Source organism: Providencia sp. wls1916, from assembly GCF_009706585.1.
GTDB lineage: Bacteria > Pseudomonadota > Gammaproteobacteria > Enterobacterales > Enterobacteriaceae > Providencia > Providencia lanzhouensis.
In genome coordinates, this window is sequence record NZ_WLUL01000014.1 from 181663 (window position 1) to 208299 (window position 26637).

General features: G+C 44.3%; 21 protein-coding genes and 1 pseudogene. 14 read left to right on the forward strand and 8 right to left on the reverse strand.

What is annotated here, in order from left to right; genetic code table 11:
* Nucleotide 1: 1 nt before the first annotated feature.
* The 6 genes from GKR61_RS10185 (at nucleotide 2) to GKR61_RS10210 (ending at nucleotide 5963) form a co-directional block, all read left to right on the forward strand.
* Nucleotides 2-1582 (forward strand): ABC transporter substrate-binding protein, encoded by a 1581-nt coding sequence (locus GKR61_RS10185; protein WP_154599784.1) that lies wholly within the window; start codon nucleotides 2-4, stop codon nucleotides 1580-1582.
* Entirely contained in the window at nucleotides 1582-2550 is a 969-nt protein-coding gene (locus tag GKR61_RS10190) for an ABC transporter permease (protein WP_154639758.1), read from the forward strand. The genes GKR61_RS10185 and GKR61_RS10190 overlap by 1 nt, the downstream gene beginning before the upstream one ends.
* Nucleotides 2547-3359 carry an ABC transporter permease gene (locus tag GKR61_RS10195; protein ID WP_154639759.1) on the forward strand — a complete coding sequence of 271 codons (813 nt, stop codon included), beginning with the start codon at nucleotides 2547-2549 and terminating at the stop codon, nucleotides 3357-3359. Before GKR61_RS10190 ends, GKR61_RS10195 begins: the two co-directional genes overlap by 4 nt.
* Nucleotides 3353-4138: an ATP-binding cassette domain-containing protein gene (locus GKR61_RS10200; RefSeq protein ID WP_036956244.1), complete on the forward strand. Its 786-nt coding sequence runs from the start codon at nucleotides 3353-3355 to the stop codon at nucleotides 4136-4138. The genes GKR61_RS10195 and GKR61_RS10200 overlap by 7 nt, the downstream gene beginning before the upstream one ends.
* Before the next feature lie 4 nt (nucleotides 4139-4142).
* Complete coding sequence (locus GKR61_RS10205; RefSeq protein WP_195848384.1) at nucleotides 4143-4739, forward strand: ATP-binding cassette domain-containing protein; 597 nt, start codon at nucleotides 4143-4145, stop codon at nucleotides 4737-4739.
* Between the two features lie 174 nt (nucleotides 4740-4913).
* Nucleotides 4914-5963, forward strand: a complete 1050-nt coding sequence (locus GKR61_RS10210) for an Abi family protein (RefSeq protein WP_154637129.1) — start codon at nucleotides 4914-4916, stop codon at nucleotides 5961-5963.
* Here the strand turns inward: GKR61_RS10210 and GKR61_RS10215 are convergent, their stop codons facing one another.
* Complete coding sequence (locus tag GKR61_RS10215; RefSeq protein ID WP_108478462.1) at nucleotides 5964-6857, reverse strand: LysR family transcriptional regulator; 894 nt, start codon at nucleotides 6855-6857, stop codon at nucleotides 5964-5966. It lies immediately after the preceding gene.
* Nucleotides 6858-6955: 98 nt separating this feature from the next.
* On the opposite strand from GKR61_RS10215, the gene GKR61_RS10220 reads away from it, so the two are divergent.
* The 3 genes from GKR61_RS10220 (at nucleotide 6956) to GKR61_RS10230 (ending at nucleotide 10331) form a co-directional block, all read left to right on the forward strand.
* Nucleotides 6956-8287, forward strand: a complete 1332-nt coding sequence (locus tag GKR61_RS10220; protein ID WP_154639760.1) for an MFS transporter — start codon at nucleotides 6956-6958, stop codon at nucleotides 8285-8287.
* Nucleotides 8288-8680 (forward strand): hypothetical protein, encoded by a 393-nt coding sequence (locus tag GKR61_RS10225; protein ID WP_036956250.1) that lies wholly within the window; start codon nucleotides 8288-8290, stop codon nucleotides 8678-8680.
* A 181-nt stretch (nucleotides 8681-8861) separates the two neighbouring features.
* The gene (locus GKR61_RS10230; protein WP_154639761.1) at nucleotides 8862-10331 is read left to right on the forward strand and encodes an MFS transporter; all 1470 of its coding nucleotides are present in this window, start codon (nucleotides 8862-8864) and stop codon (nucleotides 10329-10331) included.
* A gap of 63 nt (nucleotides 10332-10394) precedes the next feature.
* On the opposite strand, the pseudogene rpoD reads toward GKR61_RS10230, so the two are convergent.
* The 3 genes and pseudogenes from rpoD to rpsU all read right to left on the reverse strand — a co-directional run.
* Nucleotides 10395-12263, reverse strand: a pseudogene (rpoD, locus tag GKR61_RS10235) (RNA polymerase sigma factor RpoD); the annotation flags it as partial.
* A 164-nt stretch (nucleotides 12264-12427) separates the two neighbouring features.
* The gene (gene dnaG, locus GKR61_RS10240) at nucleotides 12428-14173 is read right to left on the reverse strand and encodes a DNA primase (protein WP_036956253.1); all 1746 of its coding nucleotides are present in this window, start codon (nucleotides 14171-14173) and stop codon (nucleotides 12428-12430) included.
* Between the two features lie 118 nt (nucleotides 14174-14291).
* Nucleotides 14292-14507 carry a 30S ribosomal protein S21 gene (gene rpsU / locus GKR61_RS10245; RefSeq protein WP_001144069.1) on the reverse strand — a complete coding sequence of 72 codons (216 nt, stop codon included), beginning with the start codon at nucleotides 14505-14507 and terminating at the stop codon, nucleotides 14292-14294.
* Between the two features lie 373 nt (nucleotides 14508-14880).
* Here rpsU and tsaD point away from each other — a divergent pair, with 373 nt between their 5' ends.
* Complete coding sequence (tsaD, locus tag GKR61_RS10250; protein ID WP_036956254.1) at nucleotides 14881-15912, forward strand: tRNA (adenosine(37)-N6)-threonylcarbamoyltransferase complex transferase subunit TsaD; 1032 nt, start codon at nucleotides 14881-14883, stop codon at nucleotides 15910-15912.
* 92 nt (nucleotides 15913-16004) lie between these two features.
* On the opposite strand, the gene GKR61_RS10255 is transcribed toward tsaD, so the two are convergent.
* Nucleotides 16005-17537 (reverse strand): methyl-accepting chemotaxis protein, encoded by a 1533-nt coding sequence (locus GKR61_RS10255; protein WP_036956255.1) that lies wholly within the window; start codon nucleotides 17535-17537, stop codon nucleotides 16005-16007.
* 310 nt (nucleotides 17538-17847) lie between these two features.
* The gene (gene plsY / locus GKR61_RS10260) at nucleotides 17848-18501 is read right to left on the reverse strand and encodes a glycerol-3-phosphate 1-O-acyltransferase PlsY (protein WP_036956256.1); all 654 of its coding nucleotides are present in this window, start codon (nucleotides 18499-18501) and stop codon (nucleotides 17848-17850) included.
* A gap of 115 nt (nucleotides 18502-18616) precedes the next feature.
* Between plsY and folB the strand changes: the two genes are divergently transcribed.
* A complete protein-coding gene (folB, locus tag GKR61_RS10265) occupies nucleotides 18617-18976 on the forward strand; it encodes a bifunctional dihydroneopterin aldolase/7,8-dihydroneopterin epimerase (RefSeq protein WP_154599822.1) in 360 nt (119 codons plus the stop codon).
* Between the two features lie 56 nt (nucleotides 18977-19032).
* On the opposite strand, the gene GKR61_RS10270 is transcribed toward folB, so the two are convergent.
* Nucleotides 19033-20268, reverse strand: coding sequence for a multifunctional CCA addition/repair protein (locus GKR61_RS10270; protein ID WP_036956258.1), 1236 nt, complete (start codon nucleotides 20266-20268; stop codon nucleotides 19033-19035).
* 10 nt (nucleotides 20269-20278) lie between these two features.
* Entirely contained in the window at nucleotides 20279-20890 is a 612-nt protein-coding gene (locus tag GKR61_RS10275; protein WP_036956260.1) for a TIGR04211 family SH3 domain-containing protein, read from the reverse strand.
* Nucleotides 20891-21170: 280 nt separating this feature from the next.
* On the opposite strand from GKR61_RS10275, the gene GKR61_RS10280 reads away from it, so the two are divergent.
* From GKR61_RS10280 to hldE, 3 genes are all read left to right on the forward strand, one after another.
* On the forward strand, nucleotides 21171-22133 hold the full coding sequence (locus GKR61_RS10280; RefSeq protein ID WP_036956262.1) for a CYTH domain-containing protein: 963 nt from the start codon (nucleotides 21171-21173) through the stop codon (nucleotides 22131-22133).
* A gap of 11 nt (nucleotides 22134-22144) precedes the next feature.
* Nucleotides 22145-24988, forward strand: coding sequence for a bifunctional [glutamate--ammonia ligase]-adenylyl-L-tyrosine phosphorylase/[glutamate--ammonia-ligase] adenylyltransferase (gene glnE, locus GKR61_RS10285; RefSeq protein WP_036956263.1), 2844 nt, complete (start codon nucleotides 22145-22147; stop codon nucleotides 24986-24988).
* Nucleotides 24989-25083: 95 nt separating this feature from the next.
* Complete coding sequence (hldE, locus tag GKR61_RS10290) at nucleotides 25084-26511, forward strand: bifunctional D-glycero-beta-D-manno-heptose-7-phosphate kinase/D-glycero-beta-D-manno-heptose 1-phosphate adenylyltransferase HldE (RefSeq protein ID WP_036956264.1); 1428 nt, start codon at nucleotides 25084-25086, stop codon at nucleotides 26509-26511.
* Nucleotides 26512-26637: the final 126 nt, after the last annotated feature.

The following is a 26637-nucleotide window of genomic DNA, read 5'->3' on the forward strand; positions in this document are numbered from 1 at the left end:
TATGATTAAAAAATTAGCGGTTGCCATGTGTTTAATGGGATTTACCCTGCAAGCACAAGCGGCTGAGCCAGCATCATCTACACACACTTTACGACTTGCCATTGGCGCAGAACCCACTGAAGGTTTTGACCCAATGTTGGGTTGGAGCCACGGTAGTTACTTGCTCCTGCATAGTCCACTCTTAAAGCAAAAAGCGGATCTTTCTTGGCACAGTTATATGCTCGAAAGCTACACGCATAATGCGGATGGTAAAGAGTGGATACTGACCTTGAAAAAGGATCTGAAATTCTCGGATGGTTCACCGCTAATGGCAAAAGATGTGGTCTTCAGCTACAACAATGCGGCGGCGAGCGGCGGTAAAGTGGATATGGGTAATTTCGCGAAAGCCGAAGAAGTTAATCCGCTGACCGTGAAAATCACGTTATCCTCCCCACAAAGTACCTTTATCAATGTGTTGGGATCGTTAGGGATCGTCTCTGCGGATAAGTACGATGCAAAAACTTACGCGCACAAGCCGATTGGGGCAGGTCCATACCGTTTAGTGGCTTTCCAACCGGGTCAACAATTGATTGTTGAGCAAAACCCATACTATGCCGGTCCTAAAAATGATTACGGCAAAATGGTGTTTGTGTTCCTTGATGAAGATGCCGCATTTGCTGCTGCCCAGAGCGCTCAGCTTGAAGTTGTGCGCATTCCACCTGCCGTGGCAAGCAATGCTAATAATGTCCCTAACATGAAGCTAATTGAGCGTTACAGCGTCGAAAACCGCGGGATCTCATTCCCAATTCCACCTGCTGGTGAAAAAGATGCTCAGGGTAACCCAATCGGTAACGATATCACTTCCGATGTCGCCATTCGTAAAGCTATAAACTACGCCTTAGACCGCAAGCTGCTGGCGGAATCTGTTCTTGAAGGCTTTGCTGTTCCGGCTTATACCGGTGTTGCCGGGTTACCTTGGAATAACCCTAAATCGTCATTCAAAGATGGGGATTTAGACAAAGCGAAGGCCATTTTGGAAGAGGCTGGCTGGAAACTGAATAAAGACGGTTTAAGAGAGAAAAATGGCAAAGTGGCGAAACTCACTCTGTGGTATGCCAGTGGTGACACGACTCGCCGCGATTTAGCCCAAGCCATTCGCTCAAGCTTAAAACCGCTCGGTATTGAAATGGATTTAAAATCAGGTAGCTGGGAAACGGTTGAATTGCATATGCATGCTAACCCGACACTGTTTGGCTGGGGCAGCCTCGACCCAATGGAGTTAGTCCATAACTACAGCAGCAAAGCTGCGGGTGTCGGTTTCTATAACGCCGGTTACTATAAAAATCCTGCAGTGGATGAAATTATCGAAGAAGCATTGCGTCAGCCAGACCAGGATGCCGCCATCCCGTTATGGCAGCAAGTGGACTGGAATGGCAAAGTGGGCGTTGGCATTCAAGGGGATGCAGCATGGGCATGGTTGATGAATGTTCAGCATATTTACTTATCAAATCAATGTGTTGATTTAGGTAAAAGTGCTCCTGAAATTCACGGCTCTTGGTCTGTGTTGAATAACGTCGATGAATGGAAGTGGACTTGTAAGTAATGCGAACAACCTTTGGGCTTTTATTGCGATTTATCTGCTTATTAACGGTAACCGTGCTGGGGATTTTTATCCTACTAAGTTACTCGCCGATTGATCCGATCAAAGCCTATATTGGTAACGACTTGATGCATGTGCCCCCGGAGCAATACCCGCTGATTGCAGCGCGTTGGGGGCTTGACCAACCGCTCTGGATGCAGTTCTGGCGCTGGCTTTCACAAATGCTTCAAGGGGATTTGGGGTATTCGATGTTGTACAATACCCCTGTTTTACAAGTGATTTCTGACCGTATTGTTCCGTCACTGGCTTTGCTCGGCAGTGCGTGGGTATTTTCCGGCGTGGTCGGGTTCGGGCTTGGGTTAGTTGCAGGGCGCTACTTAAACCGCTGGCCTGACAAAATCATTTCGGCATTTTGTTATTTACTCGCCTCAATCCCGGTCTTTTGGATAGGCTTATTGCTGCTGTCTCTGTTCGCGGTTTCTTTAAAATGGGCGCCAATTTGCTGCGCATGGCCAATAGGCTTAGATGAACAGACCGCCACATTCTCACAAAAAGTTCAGCATTTAATTTTACCCGTCATTGCCCTTGGCATGTTGGGCGTGGGTACCATTGCCTTACACACCCGCGCCAAAGTGGCTGAAGTGATGAATAGCGAATTTATTCATTACGCACAAGCGCAAGGGGATAAAGGCTGGTCAATGATGGGCTTCCATGTGCTTAAACACGCTATCACCCCTGCGATTTGCTTGCAGTTTGCCTCTGTCGGCGAGCTTTTTAGTGGCGCATTGTTGGCGGAGAAAGTGTTTGCGTACCCAGGGTTAGGACAAGCCACCATTGATGCTGGATTACGCGGAGATGTGCCATTGTTAATGGGGATTGTGATGCTGTGCGCCGTGCTGATTTTCTTCAGTAATACGATGGCGGATTTGCTATTGAAACGGGTGAATAAGGGAGTGATAAGAGAATCATGACCTATAATCCTAATCTCGCACTGATTAAATTAATCCTTTCATTAAGTTGCCTGATTTTATTAGGTGGCTACGCTTTTTGGTTGCTTTCGTCTGATATTGAAATGAGCTTGCTCGATAGGCGACAGGCGCCGTCATTACTGCACTTATTTGGGACAGATAATTTAGGGCGCGATTTATTTGAGCGTACATTTCAAGGGCTTGCTACCAGTTTACAAATTGGTTTAACCGCGTCGATAACCAGCGGCATTATCGCCTTGGTGATGGCGGGGTTATCTTCACTCAATAAAAGCATGGATTATGTAGTACGCGGTATTATTGATGCGCTCCTTGCTCTACCACATTTACTGCTATTGGTGCTGATCTGCTTTACGCTGGGTGGCGGAAAGATGGGGGTGATTTGGGCGGTGGCATTAACCCACTGGCCTAAACTGACATTAATCTTGCGTTCAGAACTGCTACGGGTTCAGCAAACTGATTACATCATGCTATCCCATCGTATAGGTAACAGCGCGTTTGAGCGTTTACGCTACCATTATTTACCGATGTTACTTCCTCAATGGATGGTTGGGACATTATTAATGTTTCCGCATTCTGTGTTACACAGCGCCGCACTAAGTTTCCTCGGGTTCGGGCTCGCACCCCATGAGCCATCACTGGGTATCCTGCTTTCTGAAGCGTTACGTTATTTGAGTACTGGTGCATGGTGGATGGTCGTTTTCCCCGGTGCGGCATTGATGGGGTTAGTTCTACTATTTGACCAATTTGCGAAATCGGCTCAACAATTGTGGTTAAGGGGAGCAACATGCTGAAATTTGAAAATCTGACCATTGATGTGGCGCAATATCGTTGGTTGGGCAAAAAGCAATGGTCTCCATTACTGCAAGATATTTCATTGGATATTCAACCTGGTGAAATGGTGGCGCTGATTGGCGGCAGTGGTGAAGGCAAAAGTTTATTACTACAAAGCGCATTAGGATTATTGCCAGAGAATATGCGCTGCAAAGGGAATATCGAACTGAATGGTCAAGCCCTGACGGAGAAAACCAAATCTCAGTATCGCGGGAATTCGTTGTGCTATGTGCCCCAAGGGGTGAGTGCGTTAAATCCATTAATTCAGATTGGTCCTCAGCTCGAACGCGCCGCGGTACTCAGTGGGCAGCATATAAAAATGCACGATGTGGCACGACACCTACAAGAATACAGTTTGCAATCGAGCCTAGTGAATCACTACCCAAGCCAGCTCTCAGGAGGAATGGCAAAAAGGGTATTGGCGAGCAGCGCCACACTTTCGCGTGCGGAATATATTCTCGCCGATGAGATCTCTTCATGGCTGGATGATGAGCATGCTGCGCAGTTGCTCGATAATATCAAATCCTTATGCCGCGATGGCCGCGGTGTGTTATGGGTAACTCATGACCTTTCTATGGCGGTGCGTTTCGCCGATCGCGTGGCACTACTGCGTAATGGTGCGCTTGAAGAAGTACTGAGTAGCCAAAAACTCAAACAAGGTGGTGGCGGACAATGGATCCAATCTTTATGGAATGCCCTGCCTGAACATCAATTTATGATGTTGGATGAGTGGAGGTAGCCAGATGCTAGAGATTCAAAATCTGCGTATTGAGCAAGCGGGTAGGACATTGTGGGATAACCTGAATTTGTCATTAGCAGACAATGAACGGCTGGGTATTTCCGCTCCCAGTGGATTTGGGAAAACGACGCTAGGACGTGTGCTGGGTCAGTGGCAACAACCAACACATGGACAAATTTTATTGAATGGTGCGCCAGTTCCCCATCGCGGTTATTGCCCAATCCAGCTAGTCCCCCAGCACCCAGAAAAAAGCTTTAATCCCTATCGTACCGTGGGTTCCAGTGTTCGTGATGCGTGGGAACCGGATGCCCAATGGTTAGATTATTTTTCCATCAAACCGCAATGGTTAGAGCGACGCCCCAGCGAGTTATCGGGCGGAGAACTGGCGCGGGTAGCTTTACTTCGCGCCCTCGATCCTCGTACCAAAGTGTTGATCGCCGATGAAATCACAGCCCAATTAGATGCCCATCTTCAAAAGGAAGTGTGGCAGCATTTGATCCGTATTTCACAGCAACGCCCTCTTGCGATGATTGTTTTTAGCCACAATAAAGCGCTGCTAGAGAAAGTGTGTACCAAGGTGTGGACAGTGGCTCCACAATAGCGGTATTAGAGGTTTCGATATTGATTGGTTTATTTTAAAAAGGTTATGATGCCCTAGAAATGCGAAACCCCGAGAGGGACAATATGCCTATCTCGGGGCTCTAAATAGATTGTTGAGGGTGCATGTTTTACAGAGGGACCACATCAACTGCTCTGATAGGGATTCTAGAGGGATATGGCAGAAAGTCAAGTCACTTATATTTATGATAGTAATATAAATACAATAAAAGAAAATATTTCGGATAATCGATTTTCGGCTTATTTAAAGAAAGCGGGCTTTAATGAAATATATGCATTTAATTTATATTTATATAATGCCCGAATTTCCAAAGCCTTTTTATTTCCATTACATATGTTAGAGGTGTCATTAAGAAATCGAATCAATAGAATATTTAAAATATTATATGGCGATGATTGGGCTAATCAACAGGCATTTCGTTCTAATCTAACATCGGAAAGTTTAAATAGTCTTGATACCGCATTTAGACGGTGTGATATGAAGCATACTGAAAATGTCATTGCTGAGTTATCTTTCGATTTTTGGTCTAATTTATTTAGAGCAGAATATGACAGAGTGTTTTGGCAGAAAAATATGAAAGTATTGACGCCCCATCACATAACCACAAGAAAAGAATTTCAAAAGATAATTAAAAATATTAATAAACTTAGAAATAGAATTGCTCACTACGAGCCTATTCATGATTTAGATATTTCAACATTGCACTCTCAAGTAATTGACGTTATTAATTGGATTTCTTTAGAAACAAGTAGATGGGTTAAGCACTATTCCACTGTGAATGAAATGCTGCGTACATCACCTAGTCCGACTGGTGAGCCTAGACCACATTTTAGTGAACGATGTGATAATGACTTTATTGAAATAAATGAGAATATCTTTTTATCAGAAATACCTAAAGCAAGATTTATTTTAGTGAAGAATAAAGATGGCAAAGTTTTATCAGTTCTAGAACATAAAGATATTTTTAATTTTATAATAAATTTAATCGATGTTGATGGAAAAAGTATCGCTATAGATTTAACTGACTATAAATTTAAAAATATCTGTAAAGAATTAAGTTTAAATAATAATTATCATGAATGTGGGCATGAAGAGAGTTTCAGTAAAACAGCTATGATTTTTAAAAAATCAAAATCTCAGTTCATTTTAGTGAAAAGAACAGATGAAATTATAGGTGTCATTTCTAAATCTCATCGTAGATATTAATTATTCTTTTAACTTTCCCACCAAAAACTCAATAAATGCCCGTGTCTTGGCGGGTAGAGTTTGGGTATTGGGATAAAGCAATTGAATGTTTTGTTTCGGTAGCTCGAATTCAGGCAACAACCGCACTAATCGCTGTGCTTTTAAATCTTCTTCAATCAGCCACGCGGGGCAAATAGCCGCACCTAATGAGGCTAATGCCAACTGGCGGATGGTTTCTGCTGAATTGGATTCATATTGGCTGTTTAATAAGGGCAACCCAAACTTTTCGCCGTGACAATTCTGCAGAATATATTGGCTATCTTGCAAATTCAGTAACGAATGTGTGACCCACGGAATATGCGCTAAGTCCTCGATATTTTTAATGGAGCATTGATTGGCAAACTGGGGTGTGGCGACCAAATAAATTGCATATTCTCCGAGCTTACGGGATTTTAATGAGGAGTTTTTTAAATTTCCTAATCGAATCGCAATATCGAGCTTTTCAGCTAATAGGTCATCAAAAGAAGAGTTAAAACTGTATTGTAGGCGTAGTTGAGGGTATTGCCGGCAAAATGCTGGGAGTAAAGGCAAAATATAGCGTTGCCCAAATTCATTGGTTGAAGAGAAACGTAATGTGCCAGTTATGTTGGTTGCTAAATTTTGGCTTCTCTCAAAGGCTTCCTCTATCTGTAATTGAATCCGTTTAAAATCATCATAAAAATATTTCCCCACTTCAGTGAGTGCAATATTGCGGGTATTTCGCACCAATAAGCTGACATTTAAGCTCTTTTCAAGCTGTTTAACATCAATACTGACCATCGAACGGCTTAGCTCTAAGATCTCTGCGGCTTTGGTAAATGAACCCGAGTCTACAACTTGAAGAAAGCTGGTAATTTGCTTGAGATTTTTTTGCATAATCCATTCGATTGTTTGATTGTGTTAAACAATGATTTTACTTCCTTTGCATCGACAGGAGAAGGGAGGCACTCTACTCTTGGCGACTGGAGGTAGCTATGTCATACCGTTATCAAATCGCTACAGTATTTCTTCTCGGCTTTTTCATTGATTGTATTAATATTTTTATGTCTGCCATTGCATTGCCAGATATCGCTTCGGCATTTTCGGCGAGCCAGTCGATGGTCTCTTGGGTGGCGAATGCCTATATTTTAGGGCTCGTGCTGATTATGCCTGTTAGCCTGTGGTTAGCGGGTCGTTTGGGGGTGCGTAAGCTACTTGCTTACTCAATGCTGTTATTTTCCCTTTCCGTTGGGCTATGTGGATTTAGTGATTCTATTTATAGTTTGATTTTCTGGCGCTTTATTCAGGGAATTGCTGGGGGGTTATTAATTCCAGTTGGGCAGGCTTTAGTGTTTGCTCTATTTCCTAATCAAGAACGCCAAAAGATATCCACGATGATCATGACGGTTGCTTTAATTGCCCCAGCATTTTCTCCGGCAATTGGTGGCATGATTATCGATTCTCTTTCTTGGCGGTGGGTATTCTTTGCTAATCTTCCGTTCTCATTGCTGGCGGCATTGTTGGCTTGGTGCTGGGTAAAATCCAGTGAAAAGCAGGTGCGAGAAAAGCCCGATATTATTGGCTTGCTGTTAGTCAGTTTCAGTTTACTGAGCTTATTGATGTCATTTTCCTTTTATAATGATTACCAAAGTTTAGCCCTTGCATTATTGAGTTTTGCGCTTTCTGCCGCTTTGCTGATTGTATATTTACAGTACGCAAAGAAATGCCGAGCACCGATTTTAAACCTGCAATTACTCAAGAATTATAATTTACGTAATGGTTTTATTGTTTATTACGCGGTGCCGGGAATTTTTACGGGCGTTAATTTACTGAATATTTTTAATCTACAAAATAATATCGGATTTAATGCACAACAAACGGGCATGTTTATGCTGGTATATGCGGCGGGTGCTTTGATTTCCATGGTAACTGGCGGTTATTTTTATCATCGTCTAGGTAAGCGAAGCCTATTTATTGCGGGTATCGTTGTGCATTGCATTGGGATCTTGACTCTGTTTTGGGTCGATAACCAAAGCCAATTAATGTTGCTCATTATGGCTTATTTATTAATGGGAACAGGCGGTGGGATCAGTGCGAATACGGCGCAAATTAGTGCATTAATAGACTTTAAAGATAAGGATTTATTGCAAGGTAGTGTGTTGTGGAATATTAACCGTCAGGTGGCTTTTAGTGTGGGAACGGTGGTATTAATTTCCCTCTTTAACCTTGTTTCATTTTCTTCAGAGTTAGTTCGTTACCAATATACGTTTTTCATTGCAGCTATTCTGGGGCTGCTATCGTTAATTTCAGTCATTAAGGGAAAATAGATGGACGCTAAAATGTCGCTGGCAGTACAAAGTGTGATTGATTTACATGTGGTCATTGAGGATGTATTTACAGGGCGCAATCAGGGGGAGAGTTTAACGCTTTTACTGAATAGCTTTGCTCCTGATTTTAAAATGGTCACGATCCAAGGGCAGGGGATCGCCCACAAAGATGTCATTGCGTTGTTTAGTCAACTTGCTGGCAAAAAGCCTCATTTGACCATCGCAATTCAGAATATAGTGCCAATACAGCAGGTAGAGAGTGATTGCTGGATACAGTACCAAGAATTACAGACCAATGAAGGCGTTTCATCGTTACGAATCTCAACTGCGTGTATTCATGTTGAAAATGAAAAGTGCACTTGGAAATACCTGCATGAAACACCAGTAAAATAACCTAAGTTTTGAAAGAATAGTTACTTAGTGGAATATGAAACGGTCAATAGACCGTTTTTTTATACTTAGCTAACAAAGAATTTCTCATTTTAATTACAAATGATTTTTATTCTCAATATTGATTGACCGTCGGTCAGTTGCGATCTAACATGCGGAAAAGATCGAAAATGGGAATAAGAGAATGAAACGAATTTTTTTGATTATCGCGGTGTGCTTGGGAACGTTTATGGCGACGCTCGATATTAGTATTGTGAATGTCGCGCTCCCTGCAATAGGGCAAGAACTGTCCACTAATCTTTCAATGTTACAATGGGTTATAGATGCTTATGCATTGTGTTTATCGGCATTGATCCTCTCCGTCGGGCCTCTAAGTGATCGTTATGGACGTAAGAGAGTGTGGTTGATGGGGATCGCAATATTCACATTGGGATCGTTAATTTGTGCTTTGGCGTCAAATATCCAATGGCTGCTATTTGGACGTGCTGTCCAAGGCATTGCCGCCGCGGCGCTGATCCCAGGGGCGCTATCTATTATTACGCAGGCATTTAGTAATGATATTGAGCGAATTAAAGTCATTGGTATCTGGTCGGCAGTTAGCGCGTTATCACTGATCATTGGCCCTATCTTAGGGGGTTTTCTGGTAGATACCTTTGATTGGACAACCATCTTTATCATCAATATTCCGATTGGTTTGCTGACTTTGGTGTTGGGGGTATTAGGGATTACGGAAAGTGCTGATCCTGATAAAGCGGCGTTGGATCCGGTTGGTCAGTTGCTGAGTATTGTTGCTCTTGGGGGGATCACCTATGGGTTAATTGAAGCAGGGGACCTCGGTTGGAATAACCCATCGACTTTGGGAAGCTTAGCGCTTGGCACAGTGGCATTATTAGGTTTTGTTGCTGTGGAAATGAAAGTGCCACGCCCTTTATTGCCGTTGTATCTATTCAAGAAAAATTCTGATTTTTTTCAATATAATATGGCGTCATTTGCTCTCGGGTTTGCCACCTACAGTAATGTATTTTTTATCGCGCTGTTCTTACAGAAAGGGCAAGGTTGGGGAGCATTTGAAGCGGGTTTACGGATGGCGCCAGAATTTATCGCGATGGCACTGTTTTCATTCCGTTTTGGTCGGCTTTCCGGGCGATACAGTGTCCGTAACATTATGATTATTGGCTTCTTGCTGATAGCTCTGTCATCCATATTATTGACGCGAGTGAATGCGGATACCGACTATTTCCTTATTGCCGTTACGTTATTTATTTTGGGGGCGGGCATGGGAATGGCGACGCCGGCAATAGGTGCATTGGTGATGTCGAGTGTTGAAAAGGCTTATTCAGGGATAGCATCTGCGGTGATGAATGCCTTGAGACAAACGGGCATGACTCTGGGCATCGCCTTATTGGGAACACTAATGACTCACCGAGCGGTTGATTTACTATTGAGTAATCAACAGATTAATACTCAGCTTTCCACTGAGCAGATTATCGAGCTCGTTAACCAACATGGAAATATTTCATCGACGATGATTGAGCAAGCAACGCGCTCAGCCTTTGTTTCGGGATTTAATTTAGCGATGTTTGGTGGAGCGTTGGCCATTTTGCTTTCATTAGCGTTAATGTTTAAACGTCAGCAAAAAATTAAGTGTGAGTGACAGATAAAAAAAACACCTGCCGAAGCAGGTGTTTGATTTTGTAGACTTAAAGACGTTTACGGCTTATTCGTCTAAGAAGCTGCGCAGAACTTCTGAGCGGCTAGGGTGACGTAATTTACGCAGCGCTTTCGCTTCAATCTGACGGATACGCTCACGGGTAACATCAAACTGTTTGCCCACTTCCTCTAAGGTGTGGTCAGTGTTCATGTCGATACCAAAACGCATACGCAGGACTTTCGCTTCACGCGCGGTTAAGCCAGCCAGAACCTCATGAGTTGCCGAACGTAAGCTTTCTGACGTTGCAGAATCTAACGGTAACTCTAATGTGGTATCTTCAATGAAATCGCCTAAATGTGAATCTTCATCATCACCGATTGGCGTTTCCATGGAGATTGGCTCTTTCGCAATCTTCAGTACTTTACGGATTTTATCTTCCGGCATTAGCATGCGTTCTGCCAGTTCTTCTGGCGATGGCTCACGGCCCATCTCTTGCAGCATTTGACGAGAGATACGGTTCAGTTTGTTGATGGTCTCAATCATGTGAACCGGAATACGGATTGTACGTGCTTGGTCAGCGATAGAACGGGTAATAGCCTGACGGATCCACCATGTTGCATAAGTTGAGAACTTATAACCACGGCGGTATTCAAACTTATCAACCGCTTTCATCAGACCGATGTTACCTTCTTGAATCAAATCAAGGAACTGCAGACCACGGTTGGTGTATTTCTTCGCGATAGAAATAACCAGACGTAAGTTTGCTTCAACCATCTCTTTCTTCGCACGACGAGCCTTAGCTTCACCGATAGACATGCGACGGTTGATGTCTTTAACCTGTTCGATAGTCAGGCCAGTTTCTTCTTCGATTTGACGCAGTCTTTGCAGACAACGCAGAACTTCTTCTTCCACTTCCAGCAGTTTTTCAGACCACGGCTTGTTCATCGCTTTTGCTGCGGTTAACCAAGTTTCGCTGGTTTCATTGCCACTGAATAAGGTGATGAAGTTCTTCTTAGGCATTTTGCACTGTTCAACACACAGTTTCATGATGGTACGTTCTTGCATACGAACGCGGTCCATCATTTCACGCATGTTGTTGACCAGATAGTCAAACTGCTTAGGTACTAAACGGAACTCTTTGAAAACTTCGGACAATTGCTCGATAGCAGCCGCAGTTTTCGCATCGCTACGACCATATTGTTTAATATGGGTGCGAGTTTTTTCATATTGTTCGCGAAGATCAGAGAATTTCTGACGCGCTAACTCAGGATCGATGCTGTTATCGTCATCGCTATCGCTGTCATCGCCGTCTTCATCTTCTTCGTCTTCGTCGTCTTTATCTAACTCTTCTTGTGGAAGTTCAGAACCTACGTGGGTTGCTGTAGGGGCTAAATCTTCTTCCGCATTTGGGTCAACGAACCCAGTGATGAGGTCAGATAAGCGGCTTTCGCCAGCTTCGACGCGGTCATACTGTTCAAGTAAGTAGGTGATAGCCTCAGGGTATTCAGCAACAGAGCACTGAACCTGATTGATACCATCTTCGATACGTTTTGCGATGTCGATCTCACCTTCACGGGTAAGAAGTTCGACAGTTCCCATTTCACGCATATACATGCGCACTGGGTCAGTGGTACGGCCGATTTCACTTTCAACACTGGACAATACTTGAGCTGCAGCTTCAGCCGCATCTTCATCCGTGTCGGAAGTATTTTCAGCCAAAATTAAATCATCGGCATCAGGTGCTTCTTCCATGACTTGGATGCCCATGTCATTAATCATCTGGATGATATCTTCAATCTGATCTGAATCGACGATATCTTCCGGCAGATGGTCGTTTACCTCAGCATAGGTTAAATAACCTTGCTCTTTACCCTTGGTGACGAGTAGCTTAAGCTGTGACTGCGGGTTTTGCTCCATAAGACGGTATCCACACTTCTGAGTATTTAAATTGGTGTCGGTCGGCGAAACTAACGGCCAACAAGAACATTTAAAGGGACATTTGACTACGCGCTACGCCCTTTATATTTCGTAGCATTTACAGGCATTTGCCTTGTTATTTGCGGCACTTAAGCCGTTTTGTATACTATTTTTTGGATGCTTTAAGTTTTCACTCGTGAAAGAGTGATTAGACGGACTTCTTCGCGCTCTTCAGGTGTCAGCCTTTGTGTTCGTTCTTTCGCTATCAGATAGTCGAAACGCTCATCGAGGGCGCTATTAAATAGATGATTTAGAGCATCTATAAAGGTATTTTCCGCTATTTCCTCTATTTCTATATCGTTCCATGTTGCGAGTTTTTCAAGTTGTTTCGCGAAATTATTATCACGATAACGTTCTAGCAACTGCCCAGTGGTCATTCCGGGGGTGGAACGGCAAACTTCAACCAATTCCTGAAATAGAGAAAGCCCCGGCATTTGGATATGGGCAATTCCCTCTAGCGAGGGAACAAGCTCCGAAAAGTTCGGATTTTGCACCAACAACGCGATAAGTATGCGCATTGTTGTTGGTTTCAGTTTGGGTGCCTGATAGTTAACTGGCTCAGTACTCTCTCTATCAATCATAGCAAGAACTTGGGAAATATCCGGTATACCAATGAAATTTCCTAGCTCTTGTGCCATATAAAGACGTAGAGTTTCACCCGGAATCTGTTTTATCAATGGGATAGCAAGTTTACTAATTTTTGCTCGACCCTCTTGGGTTTTTAAATCCACTTGGGGAACTAAAGAGTCAAACAAAAAGGTGGAAAGACTTTGCGCATTTTCCATACGTTGCTCAAAGGCGTCTTTTCCTTCTTTGCGTACCAATGAGTCTGGGTCTTCGCCATCAGGCAAAAACATAAAACGGAGTTGTCGACCATCGGTCAGATAGGGAAGGGCGTTTTCAAGCGCGCGCCAAGCGGCTTCTCTTCCTGCTCTATCTCCGTCATAACAGCAAATTACCGTATCTGTTGAGCGATAGAGCAATTGAATATGCTCAGAGGTTGTAGAGGTGCCAAGTGATGCAACCGCATAGCGGATGTCATACTGTGCGAGTGCTACAACGTCCATATAGCCTTCAACAACAAGTAATTTTGCAAGCTCACTACTATTTTGTGTGGCTTCATAAAGACCGAAAAGTTGGCGACCTTTATGGAATATATCGGTTTCTGGAGAGTTTAAATATTTCGGCAACGCATCGCCTAACACCCGTCCACCAAATGCAATTACGCGACCGCGACGATCCCGAATCGGGAACATGACTCGCTCTCTAAAGCGATCATAAACGCGACCATTATCATTAGTGACCAGCATGCCCGCTTCATCAAGTTGCTGACGGCTTTCTGGGTTCACGGCAAATTTCTTGAGAAGGTTGTCCCAGCCTGCGGGCGCAAAACCAATCGAAAAATGCGAGATAATATCTGCACTTAAACCACGTTGGCTTAAATAATCTTTGGCTTTATTGGCCGATGGATGATTTAAGGCAGCGCAGTAAAACTGATTTATTTTTTCCATCAATTGGTACAAATTTTGACGCTGATGGAGTTCAATTTGGCTGGTTCCGGTTCCTTTTTCGTAAGGAACATCCAGACCATGTAATGCGGATAACTCTTCTATCGCTTCGACAAAATCTAATTTGTCGTAATTCATCAGAAAATCGATGGCGTTACCATGGGCACCACAACCAAAACAATAGTAAAACTGTCTCTCACCATTGACAGTAAATGATGGTGTTTTTTCGTTATGAAAAGGACAGCAAGCGTGATGGTTCTTACCCTGTTTTTTTAACGGGACTTTTGCATCGACTAAATCAATGATATCGGTACGAGCGAGTAAGTCATTGATAAATGAACGCGGAATTCGTCCAGCCATAAGCCTCTTTTTCGCCTGTTGATGAACGATAATAAGCCGCGCTTCCGTTAGGAAAGCACGGCCTTTAACTGCTAACTACTTACTTGTCTGTATTGGCTGCGATTAAAATCGCAATCAATTAGTACAGACGAGTACGGCGTGCGTTTTCGCGAGCCAGTTTTTTAGCGTGACGCTTTACAGCTGATGCTTTAGCGCGTTTACGTTCAGTTGTTGGTTTTTCATAGAATTCACGACGACGAACTTCTGCTAAAACTCCTGCTTTTTCACAAGAACGTTTGAAACGACGCAGTGCTACGTCGAATGGCTCGTTTTCACGTACTTTAATTACCGGCATGTGCCTCTCACCTCAATAGAAATCGGTTTGTTGCTGGTTTTTGTTCACCAGCCGTCATTTAAAATGGTGCGGAATTTTACTTCAATGAGTACGGGTTTGTAAAGTGCCGTATAAAATTGAATCACGCAAGATCACCTGTTTCACCTCAACTTTATTCAATAAAGTGAGAAAAACCAGATAATAATGAGAATTTGCCACACGAAATTTTTATTACAGGGGTCTGATTATAGACTATACAACTTGGAAAGTCAGCCTTTTGCTGGGATTAATTGTGGGGTTTCATGACATTTTATTGCGCAATGACGCAAATTTAGGCGCGATGACGCAAATTTAGTGGTAGACTTGCCCCCATGCAACAAACAAGGGTAGTGCAATGCGTGTTTTAGGTATCGAAACATCTTGCGATGAAACCGGAATCGCAATCTATGATGATAAACTGGGTTTACTCGCGAACCAGTTATATAGCCAAATTAAAGTTCATGCTGATTACGGCGGTGTTGTACCCGAATTAGCCTCTCGTGATCATATCCGCAAAACAGTACCGCTAATTCAAGCGGCGCTCAAAGAAGCCAATTTAACCCGTGAAGACATCGATGCTGTTGCGTACACCGCAGGCCCCGGTTTAGTGGGTGCATTGATGGTGGGAGCGACAGTGGGTCGTGCACTGGCATTTGCGTGGGATGTACCTGCGGTTGCTGTGCATCATATGGAAGGGCATTTGCTCGCCCCAATGCTGGAAGAAAAAAGCCCTGAATTCCCATTTGTGGCGCTGTTAGTGTCTGGTGGTCATACCCAGCTAATTAGCGTGACGGGCATTGGTGAATACGAACTTCTTGGCGAATCCATCGATGATGCGGCAGGCGAAGCATTTGATAAAACGGCGAAGTTACTTGGTTTAGATTATCCGGGGGGCCCCGTGTTGTCTCGTATGGCGCAGCAAGGTGTAGCAGGGCGTTTTGTTTTCCCTCGCCCGATGACTGACCGTCCGGGGTTAGATTTTAGTTTTTCTGGCTTGAAAACTTTTGCGGCAAATACGATTCGTGATAACCCAGATGATCCTCAAACTCGCGCTGATATCGCCCGTGCTTTCGAAGATGCAGTTGTGGATACACTCGCCATTAAATGTAAGCGCGCGCTTGAGCAAACGGGCTTTAAACGTTTAGTGATGGCCGGTGGCGTGAGTGCTAACCGTACTTTACGCGCCAAAATGGAAGAAGTTTTGAAGCAGCGTGGCGGCGAAGCATTTTATGCGCGCCCTGAGTTTTGCACAGACAATGGCGCAATGATTGCTCTCGCGGGCTTAATTCGCTTAAAAGGCGGAGCAAATGCAGATTTAGGCGTGACCGTTCGTCCTCGCTGGCCGCTTGCAGAGCTGCCACCGTTAGATGAAGGTGCTGTTAAATAAATTATTATGTTTTAAACATAATGAAAACAGGGGGCTAGCGTATTACGTTAGCCCCCTGTTTTATGGTAAAACGTGCTTAGTGCAAGACGTTTTTAGTGCAAGATAGTCACTGCATCCTCTAAGCGAATGGAACGATCTTTAACGTGATTCGCGGTCTCGGTGCTCTGCTCAACGAGTAAGCTACTTTGTTGAGTGATGGACTCCAATTCACTGACGGCTTGTGTGATATCCGAAATCCCAGAAGCTTGCTCCGTTGTAGCATGGCTAATATGGGTAATCAGCTGCGTTACGTTTTGCACTTGATCCACGATTTCTTTCATCGTGTTCCCCGCCGCGTAGACTTGGTCTTTACCGGAACTCACTTTCTTCTCACAGTTATTGATAAGCTCGCGAATATCGTTCACTGCACTGGCGCTGCGGCTTGCTAAGCTACGCACTTCATTGGCGACGACGGCAAAACCTTTGCCTTGTTCACCCGCTCTAGCGGCTTCTACGGCGGCATTTAGCGCCAAAATATTGGTTTGGAATGCAATATCTTTAATCACATCGGTGATCGAATTGATTTTACTGGTGCTGTGTACGATTTCGTCCATAGTGATGACCACCGCATCCATCATTGCACCGCCATTCACCGCTGTTTCACTGGTTTCATTCGATAGCACATCGGCTTTATGGGTATTGTCTGCATTCATCTTAACGGAGACTGCCATTTGGTTCATGGTGGCGGCGGTTTGCTGCATATAGCCTACGGTACGCTGTGTATGGCTATCGAGTTCACCACAATCGCTCACTAACGATTGGCTGCCTTTACGAACGTTATCCACTTGCTCAGAGACATCGTTAATTAGCCAACGACACACTAAGCCCAGCTGACCAATGGAGCGCAGGATCTGCCCAATTTCATCAACGCGGCTCATGTGGTCAATGCTATTACGGTTACCTCGCGCTACGCTTAATGCCTGAGACATAATATTTTCGAGCGGCTTCGCAAAACTGCGCTCTAGCATTACATTGCCGAGTAGCAGGGTTATTAAAGTGAATAAGCTGGTTAGTAGTAGTGCATTACCGGAGAGACCCGATAAACCTGCCATCGCCATCCACAAAACAAATAAGCTGCTGGAAATTAAACGGCAACGCCAGCGAACAGACAGGGTTGAAAGTGAGAATCGACGGCGTTTTGGCAGCACGATCCCCTTATAAATTCGGCGATTGCTGCGATTTTCGACTAGGGCTTTATACAGCGGCTCAACGGCGGCGATTTCTTCTCGGGTGGCGCGTAGGCGAATGGACATATAACCGGTGATGACACCTTTTCGCTGCATAGGGATGATATTGGCACGAACCCAGTAATGGTCACCATTTTTACGGCGGTTCTTGACGATCCCAGTCCACGGCTCTCCCATTTTTAAGGTACGCCACATATCCGCAAAGGCGGCTTTTGGCATATCAGGATGACGAATAATACTGTGAGGCTGTCCCATTAATTCATCGAGATCATACCCACTGACCTGCACAAAGAAATCATTAGCGTGAATAATATTCCCTTGAAGGTCGCTTGTGGTCATCAAGGTGATATCTTCATCTAAGATATGTTCATTTTGAGTTACATATGGAGTTCTGCTCATTTTATATTCACTTTTATAGTTAAGTTTTCCTTTATATAGTCGACAGCTTTTAATTATTCATTAGTAATAAATTTGCAATATTTTAACTATTTTTTAAAAGTGTGCGCTGCGTTGCGAATAAGTGTAAGTACGTACCAAAATGAGTGAGGTGAGTGTGAGTCAATGCAGTAAAAAATAGGGAAAGTTTTTGATGGTATAGAAGGATGCGATTGAAGAGAAAGGGAAGATAATGGAAACAAAAAAGGCTGAAATTCAGCCCTTATTGTTTATCAAAGTAATGACTTATTAGAAGAGTGATTCGTGAAGGAAGCTAATCGTCGTTATCCTCACGTTGCTCTTGAGCTATCTCTTTGGTGGTTTTTTGCTTTTTATTTTTCAATTTCTGCCAAATTCGACTTTCTTGTCCGCGCCATAGACGCTGAATATTGCCATGATGGCGAACAAGTACTAAGCACGACAGCATAGCAACCGGGAAGGTGAATTCAGGCTTAAACCACCACACATAAAATGGTGCCATTAGTGCGCTGACAATCGCTCCAAGGGATGAGTAGCCACTGAGCAATACGGTGAGCAGCCAAGTGCCTGCTACCAGTCCCGAAAGATCCCAGCCGATTGCTGCGATGGATCCAAATGCGGTAGCAACGCCTTTTCCACCTTTAAAGTGGAAGAAAACTGGATAAATATGCCCAAGGCAGGCTGCAATCGCGACCAAGCCAAGATAGAATGGTTGCACATTTAAATAATAAGCAAGCCATACAGGGATCATCCCTTTCAGTACGTCACAGATCAGTACTGAGGCAGCGGCGACTTTGCCGCCGACGCGTAAGACGTTAGTTGCACCGGGGTTACCAGAGCCGTGTTGACGAGGGTCGGGTAATCTTGCCAGACGGCAGATCAAAATAGCACTCGATATTGATCCGCAAAGATAGGCGAAGATTATCATGCCAAGCGCGATAGCACTCATAACTAACTCCAAAAACGGTTTAGGCTATTTATATGTAATTCACTTCAGTCTTGGATAATACGCACATTTTTCCTGAAGTGGTATCAATTCAGCACATAAACGAGAAAATGACGTGATGGATATCGTATTTATTGAACAATTATCAGTCATCACCACTATTGGTGTATATGACTGGGAACAAGATATTGAACAAAAACTTTTGCTCGATATCGAAATGGGATGGGACAATAAACAGGCCGCGATGAGCGATAATGTTGAATTATGTTTGAATTATGCCGATGTCAGCGAACGCGTTGTTAGCTATTTAGAACAGAACAAGTTTGGATTAGTAGAACGGGTTGCGGAAGAGGTTGCTCAACTTCTACTGAATGAATTTTTAACGCCTTGGGTACGTATCCGAGTGTCTAAGCCAGGGGCTGTAGCTCGTGCTGCTAATATGGGCGTGTTGATTGAACGTGGTACGAAAACCAGCTAATGGGGATTGCCTCGTGAATGTTGGCGGTCTATGTGCCGCCAATATTTTCAGCTATTTTAAATCATCACTTTTTGTATTTTTAGCCACTCTTCAACAGCTTGAACACGCTGTTTAGTTAGTTCCTCTCGGATTTGTGCGCCTTGGAAGCCCTGCTCGATAATCGATTTTACGGCAACCGCTTTGGCTATCTCATAGGATTGGCGTAAAAATATTCCTTGAGGATAGGCTTGGTTTTCTAACCCGCCGCGACCTCTGGCATCAGCTTCACTCACTAAACTAAGCTGAAAAATACGCTCAGGTTTACGCCAGCTATCTAATCCATCAAAGATCCCCACAATATCGGCAGCGTTGAGCTTGTTAATCACATGGATCATATCGTGATATTTTGCAGCAAGGCAGGCGAGATCTTTGGTGCTGGTTGGGATCCTGTATCGCTCGCATAAATCGATGATCAGGGGGATCCCTGCTTCCCCATGCTGTGGATGACTCGGCCAGACCGCTTTTGGCGTAAGACCTTTACCTAAGTCATGACATAACGCAGCAAAACGCACATCAATATCTTTCGATAATGTTGCCACCACGCGCATTACCATCAAAATATGGATCCCAGTGTCCACTTCTGGATGCCATTTCTCCGGAGCTGGTACGCCGAAGAGGTTATCAATTTCAGGGAATAGGACGGCAAGTGCGTCACATTCACGTAAAACTTCAAAGTAAACTTGCGGTGAATTGGACATCAATGCTTTGTGCGTTTCTGTCCAGACACGCTCAGGGGTGAGATGGGATAGCTCTCCCGATTCCGACATGGATTGCATCAACGCCATAGTTTCTGGGGCAATTCGAAAGCCTTGTTCATAATAGCGAGCGGCAAAACGTGCCACACGCAATACGCGCAACGGATCTTCCAAAAAAGCATCAGAGACATGGCGCAGAACGCGATTTTTGAGATCACGCACACCATGATGAGGGTCGACCAACTCCCCCGTATCACTTTGTGCGATGGCGTTGATGGTCAAATCTCGGCGAAGTAAGTCATCCTCGATGGTGACGTCTGGCGCGCTATAACAGCTAAATCCTGTATAGCCAGAACCGATTTTTCGTTCAGTTCTGGCAAGGGCATACTCTTCGTGAGTCTTTGGATGTAAAAAGACAGGGAAATCTTTGCCTACCTGTTGAAAGCCTTGGGCTAGCATCGCCTCTGGCGTGGTACCCACCACCACATAATCTCTATCCGAGATGGGTAATCCAAGTAATTTGTCACGTACCGCTCCACCGACGAGATAGACTTTCATTTAGGCTCTCTTACATCCAACCATCATTACGTTTTTTACGGCGTGGAATAATGTGAGGCAGAAGTAACCCTAAAATTAATCCAGCACCCGCCACACCACCACCATACATAAACCACTGTAAAATTAACTCACGACGGCGATCATCCAGATTCACTTCAGCAATGTCTAACTTTTTACCCGCTTTGATAAGCTCGTTTTTCAGTTTTTCATTTTCTGCTTTAAGTTGACGCACTTCGCTATCATTATCAGCCACTTTTTGCTGCATGTCCGCGGTGCGGGTATTCCAAGTATTATCAATGTTATCTAACTGTTGACGAAGCTTTTGATTTTCAGCTTCTAACTGTGGAATTCGACTTTTCATACTTGGGATGTCGCTGAGCTGATCCGTTGGTAACCAAACGGTGCGACCTTTGCCATCTTTAATCTGAGCAAATTTATTATCCACTGAAATCAGTTCAACGGATTCACCTGCGTTTAGAGAGCCAACAATGCGGTAGTTGGTACCCGGACCACTACGGACATAAGTCGATAAATCTTCAGAAACGTAGCGTGTTTCAGCGTTTGCTGTGATTGAAAGGCCTAACCCCATGATTGAAACAAGTAAAAGTGGAATTTTTCGCATAGTGTTTTTATCTTTTCACGGTGAATGAGTGTCTTATTAATTAAATACTAATAAGTAAAGCCTATTGGTGCAAACGTTAAAGCATAGAGTTGTGTAAATGTTGAATGAGAATGAGAACCTTCCTAAGTCACTGGATAATACAATTTTTAAGCATTTTATTGAAACAACCCTCTAAGGGAATTTATGTTTGTAGAATTTTTGGTTTCCGTGCGGTTTCTTTTCTCTGCTCTCAGGGATTGGGGTAATATGGATGGAGTAAAATTATTAAATAAGGAAATGTATGAACCACATAGAAGTTGAACTCAAGTTAGCGGCTCAGAGTTCTGCTATTGATGCTGTTCGCCAGTGTATTTCGACGCTTTCACCGCAACATTCGGCCCCTCGCAAGCTGACTAATATCTATTTTGATACGGCACAAAGACAGCTACGCCAATGGGATATGGGATTGCGCATTCGGGGCTGTGATGGTCGTTATGAGATGACGATGAAAACGGCTGGGCAAGTGATTAGCGGATTACACCAGCGTCCAGAGTTCAACGTGGAAATTGATTCCCCTGAAATCAATCTCGCGGCATTTCCAGCAGAAATCTGGCCAGAAGGAACGGATATTGCTCAACTCGAGGATGAGTTGGAAGTTTTGTTTAGCACCAATTTCACTCGTGAAACATGGTTGGTGAAATTCGAAGATAGTGAAATTGAAATTGTCTTCGACCAAGGGGAAGTCTCTGCAGGTGCGAAAGATTTACCGATTCAAGAATTTGAACTGGAACTAAAACAAGGCTTTGTGGCGGATGTACTGAATTTAGCGAAGAAATTCGCAGATATCGATGGCCTGAATCTATCCTCCCTGAGTAAAGCGGCGCGAGGCTACTCATTATTGGCGAATGAGCCAGTACCTTTAGTCCGTCCTGAGTCTGTGTTTGATTATGAAGAACAACCTATTGAAAAATCACTATTGCACATGCAGCAACTTTGCCAGCAGCATGAACAGTATTGGCTAGCGGATGGTGAACACGCGCGTCATGGGCTCAGTGAATTCTTACGCTTTGTTCAGGCTTTCTTAGTGCATTATCAAAACTCTGCACCGCATTTTGTTCATGATCTCCCTCTGGAACAATTACGTTTGGATGTGACTGACGAGACGGTCAGCGCAGAAGGTTTTTGTTACAGTAGTCAATGGCTAAAATGCAAACTAGCCTTTATTCAGTGGTTAACCGCCTTAACATATACCGATGTCGAATAGGTACTGAATCTATGCCGCTTTCTTCCAAGCTTTTGCAGAACCAACACCAACGTATTATTCAGCAGTTTACGGAGCAATCTTCTGAGTTGCTTCCGTTAAATGAATCTGAACTGAATTTCCTGTCATTCAGTGATTTTGCGTTGAAACAGGTTCTCACCCATTCCCGATTTTTACAGCATATTCGAACACTGCCGCCAGTAGGCGATGAATGGGCTCGCTATGGGGAATGGCTGGAAGAAGCGCTAGCATCGGTGACGGATGAAGACTATTTGATGCAAGTTTTACGCACTTTTCGTCATCATATGTTAGTGCGTATCGCTTGGATGCAAACCTTAGAATTATGTACTCAGCGCGATACCATTGTGCAACTGAGCGAATTGGCTGAGGTATTGATTGTTGCGGCGCGAGACTGGCTATACAAAACCTATTGCCTCTTGTGGGGAACGCCGTGTGATCGTGCGGGAAATCCGCAGCCACTATTAGTACTTGGAATGGGGAAACTGGGTGGTAGAGAATTAAATTTTTCTTCTGATATCGACCTGATTTTTGCTTATCCCGAAAATGGGGTTACTCAAGGCGGACGTAAAGAGCTGGATAACGCGCAGTTTTTTACGCGCTTAGGTCAGAAGCTTATCCGCGTTCTTGACCAAGTCACCATTCACGGTTTCGTGTATCGCGTTGATATGCGTTTACGCCCATTTGGCGATAGCGGTCCATTGGTCTTCAGTTTTTCTGCTTTGGAAGATTACTACCAAGAACAAGGGCGTGACTGGGAACGCTATGCTATGGTCAAAGCCCGTATCATGGGGCCTGACAGCGTCCACTATGCGGATACGTTGCGTAAATTATTGCGCCCGTTTGTCTACCGTCGCTATATTGATTTCAGCGTCATCCAATCCCTACGTAATATGAAAAACATGATTGAGCGGGAAGTCCGCCGCCGTGGATTGGTCAACAACATCAAATTAGGCGCAGGAGGCATTCGTGAAATTGAGTTTATCTCCCAAGTTTTTCAGTTGATCCGAGGTGGGCGAGAACCTGCATTACAGTCACAATCTTTATTTACGGCATTGCAAGGCATTGAAGAACTTGCATTATTACCTGCGCAGCAAGTCACTCAACTGCAAGACAGCTATATCTTCCTGCGTCGGTTAGAGAATTTATTGCAAAGTATCGATGACCAACAAACCCAAACATTACCCGATGATGCTTTAAACCAGGCGCGTTTAGCGTGGGGGATGGGGTTTGCAAACTGGGCTGATTTTTATCAGCAACTGAGTACGAAAATGGCCACGGTACACCAAATCTTCGCAGAACAAATTGGTAGCGATGATGAGGAAGACCAAGTAGAAGAGTGCCATGAAGCATATATTACGCTCTGGCAAAGCGAGCTTTCCAAAGAGGAGCTGGCAAGTTATTTACCGTCAAAAGATGAACTCGTCGCAGAAAAAATGATCCACGGAATTAACCTATTCCGCCATGATCTTAATAAGCGCACTATCGGTCCTCGTGGACGTGATGTTCTTGATGAATTAATGCCAAAATTGTTGGCTAAAGTGGGTGAGCGCGAAGATGCAGGGAGAGTGATTGAGCGCATCACGCCATTACTGCTGAGCATTGTTAGCCGAACAACTTATTTAGAGCTTATGCTCGAATTTGACGAAGTGCTGACCCACGTTATTCGTTTGTGTGCGGCTTCACCAATGATTGCCGAGCAGTTAGCCCGCCATCCACTTTTGTTGGATGAATTACTCGACCCGCAATCCTTGTATCAGCCATTACCGCTCACCGCTTACCGTGATGAATTACGCCAATATTTAATGCGTGTACCTGAAGATGACGAAGAGCAGCTATTAGAAGCACTCCGCCAATTTAAACAGGCACAATTATTACGCATTGCCGCGGAGGATATCTCTGGGGTACTCCCTGTGATGAAAGTGAGTGACCACTTAACGTATTTGGCTGAAGCGATTATTGATGCGGTGGTACGCCAAGCATGGCAAATGATGGTCAAGCGTTATGGTGAGCCAGATCACTTAGCGCAGTTTGATGAAAAACAGTACGGATTTGCGGTACTGGGTTATGGAAAATTAGGCGGCTGGGAGTTGGGTTATAGCTCAGATTTGGATTTGGTTTTTCTGTTTGACTGCCCGATGAATGCGGTGACAACAGGGGATCGTTCCATCGAGGCTCGCCAATTTTATCTGCGTGTTGCGCAGCGTATTATTCATCTTTTTAGCACCCGCACGGCTTCGGGGGTATTGTACGAAGTGGATGCGCGCCTAAGACCTTCTGGTGAATCGGGCATGTTGGTCAGCACAATTCAATCTTTCGATGACTACCAAAAAAATGATGCGTGGACATGGGAACACCAAGCGCTGATCCGTGCTCGTATGGTATTTGGTGATAATTCTCTACAACAAAAATTCACGCAAATTCGTCATGAAACCTTATGTTTGCCGAGAGAGCCAGATGTGCTGCGTGAGCAGGTGCGGGATATGCGCCTGAAAATGCATCGGCATTTGGGAAGCCATCAGGAAAACGAGTTTGATTTAAAAGCGGATCCGGGCGGGATCACTGACATTGAATTTATTGCTCAATACTTAGTGCTGCGTTTTGCTATTGATAACCCAGCGCTGACTCGCTGGTCTGATAATGTGCGTATTTTTGAGTTAATGGCACAGTATGATTTTATGCCAGAAGAAGAGGCGTATGGCTTAACGCAGGCGTATGTCACGATGCGTAACGAGCTACACCATTTAGCGCTACAATCTTTACCGAGTCGGGTAGATAGCCAGCAATTTGCGAATCAACGAGCTTTGGTGCTTGCCTGCTGGAAAAAATGGCTTGAGTAATTGATTAGCTAGCAAATTATTTAGGCGATATCGCGCAGTATGCTAGTATTAGCGGCAATTAATTTCAGATTTTCTTTTCATAACTGGAGTGCGGGATGAAAGTAACCCTTCCTGATTATAAGCAAGCAGGTGTATTGGTTGTTGGTGATGTCATGTTAGATCGCTACTGGCATGGACCTACGAATCGCATTTCACCTGAAGCGCCGGTTCCGGTTGTTAAAGTGACCATGGTGGAAGAGCGCCCAGGTGGCGCTGCAAACGTGGCAATGAACATTGCATCACTCGGTGCAAATTCTCGCTTAGTGGGTTTAACAGGGATTGATGATGCGGCAAAAGCGCTGACCGAGAACCTGAATGGCGTGAATGTGCGCTGTGATTTTGTAGCAATTCCAACGCATCCAACCATTACTAAGTTACGTGTTTTATCCCGTAACCAGCAGCTGATCCGCCTCGACTTTGAAGAAGGGTTCGAAAATGTGGATGCACAGCCAATGTTAGAGCGCATCGAACAAGCTCTGCCACATATTGGCGCGTTGGTGCTGTCTGACTATGCGAAAGGTGCATTAACCGAAGTTGAGAAGATGATTGCGCTGGCGAATAAAGCAGGCGTGCCTGTTCTTATCGACCCGAAAGGCAACAACTTCGAACGTTATCGCGGAGCAACCCTGTTAACGCCAAATATGTCTGAATTTGAAGCGATAGTGGGTCGCTGCAAGGATAATAAAGATGTTGAAGAAAAAGGGATGCAGCTTCTTGAGTCTTTAGAGTTATCAGCACTGTTGATTACTCGCTCAGAGCAAGGGATGAGCTTGATCCGTCGCAATGAGGCACCTCTACATTTACCGACTGAAGCACAGGAAGTCTTTGATGTGACAGGGGCTGGCGATACGGTCATTGGCGTATTGGCGGCATCAATTGCATCAGGTCGTCCATTGCATGAAGCTTGTGCATTAGCGAATGCAGCGGCGGGTGTTGTGGTTGGTAAATTAGGGACTTCAACGGTTTCCCCTATTGAATTAGAAAATGCGATCCGTGGTCGCGCAGAGAATGGTTTCGGCGTAATGACCGAAAGCCAGCTTAAGCAAGCCGTAGCCGATGCGCGTGCTCGCGGTGAGCGCGTAGTGATGACCAATGGCTGTTTCGATATTCTGCATGCAGGACATGTTTCCTATTTGGCAAATGCACGTAAATTGGGTGATCGCCTGATTGTTGCGGTAAACAGCGATGCATCGACTCGTCGCTTGAAAGGCGAAACTCGCCCAGTTAATCCATTAGACCAGCGTATGATTGTGTTGGGCGCATTAGGTGCCGTGGATTGGGTTGTGCCATTCGAGGAAGATACACCTCAGCGTTTGATCTCCGAAATTCTGCCTGACATTTTAGTAAAAGGTGGTGATTATCAGCCAGATGAGATTGCCGGTAGCAAGGAAGTGTGGGCTGCTGGTGGGCAAGTGATGGTTCTGAATTTCGAAGATGGTATTTCAACCACTAATATCATCAAAAATATTATGAAAACCAAATAATTAAACATTATTTGGTGTCAGTGAATTAGCCTAGCTTTTTGTTTGCATTTAAATGCGTACAGAAGTTAGGCTTTTTTGTTTGTGATAGTTTTTCTTAAATGTTAGCTTATTGTGACGTCAATAATT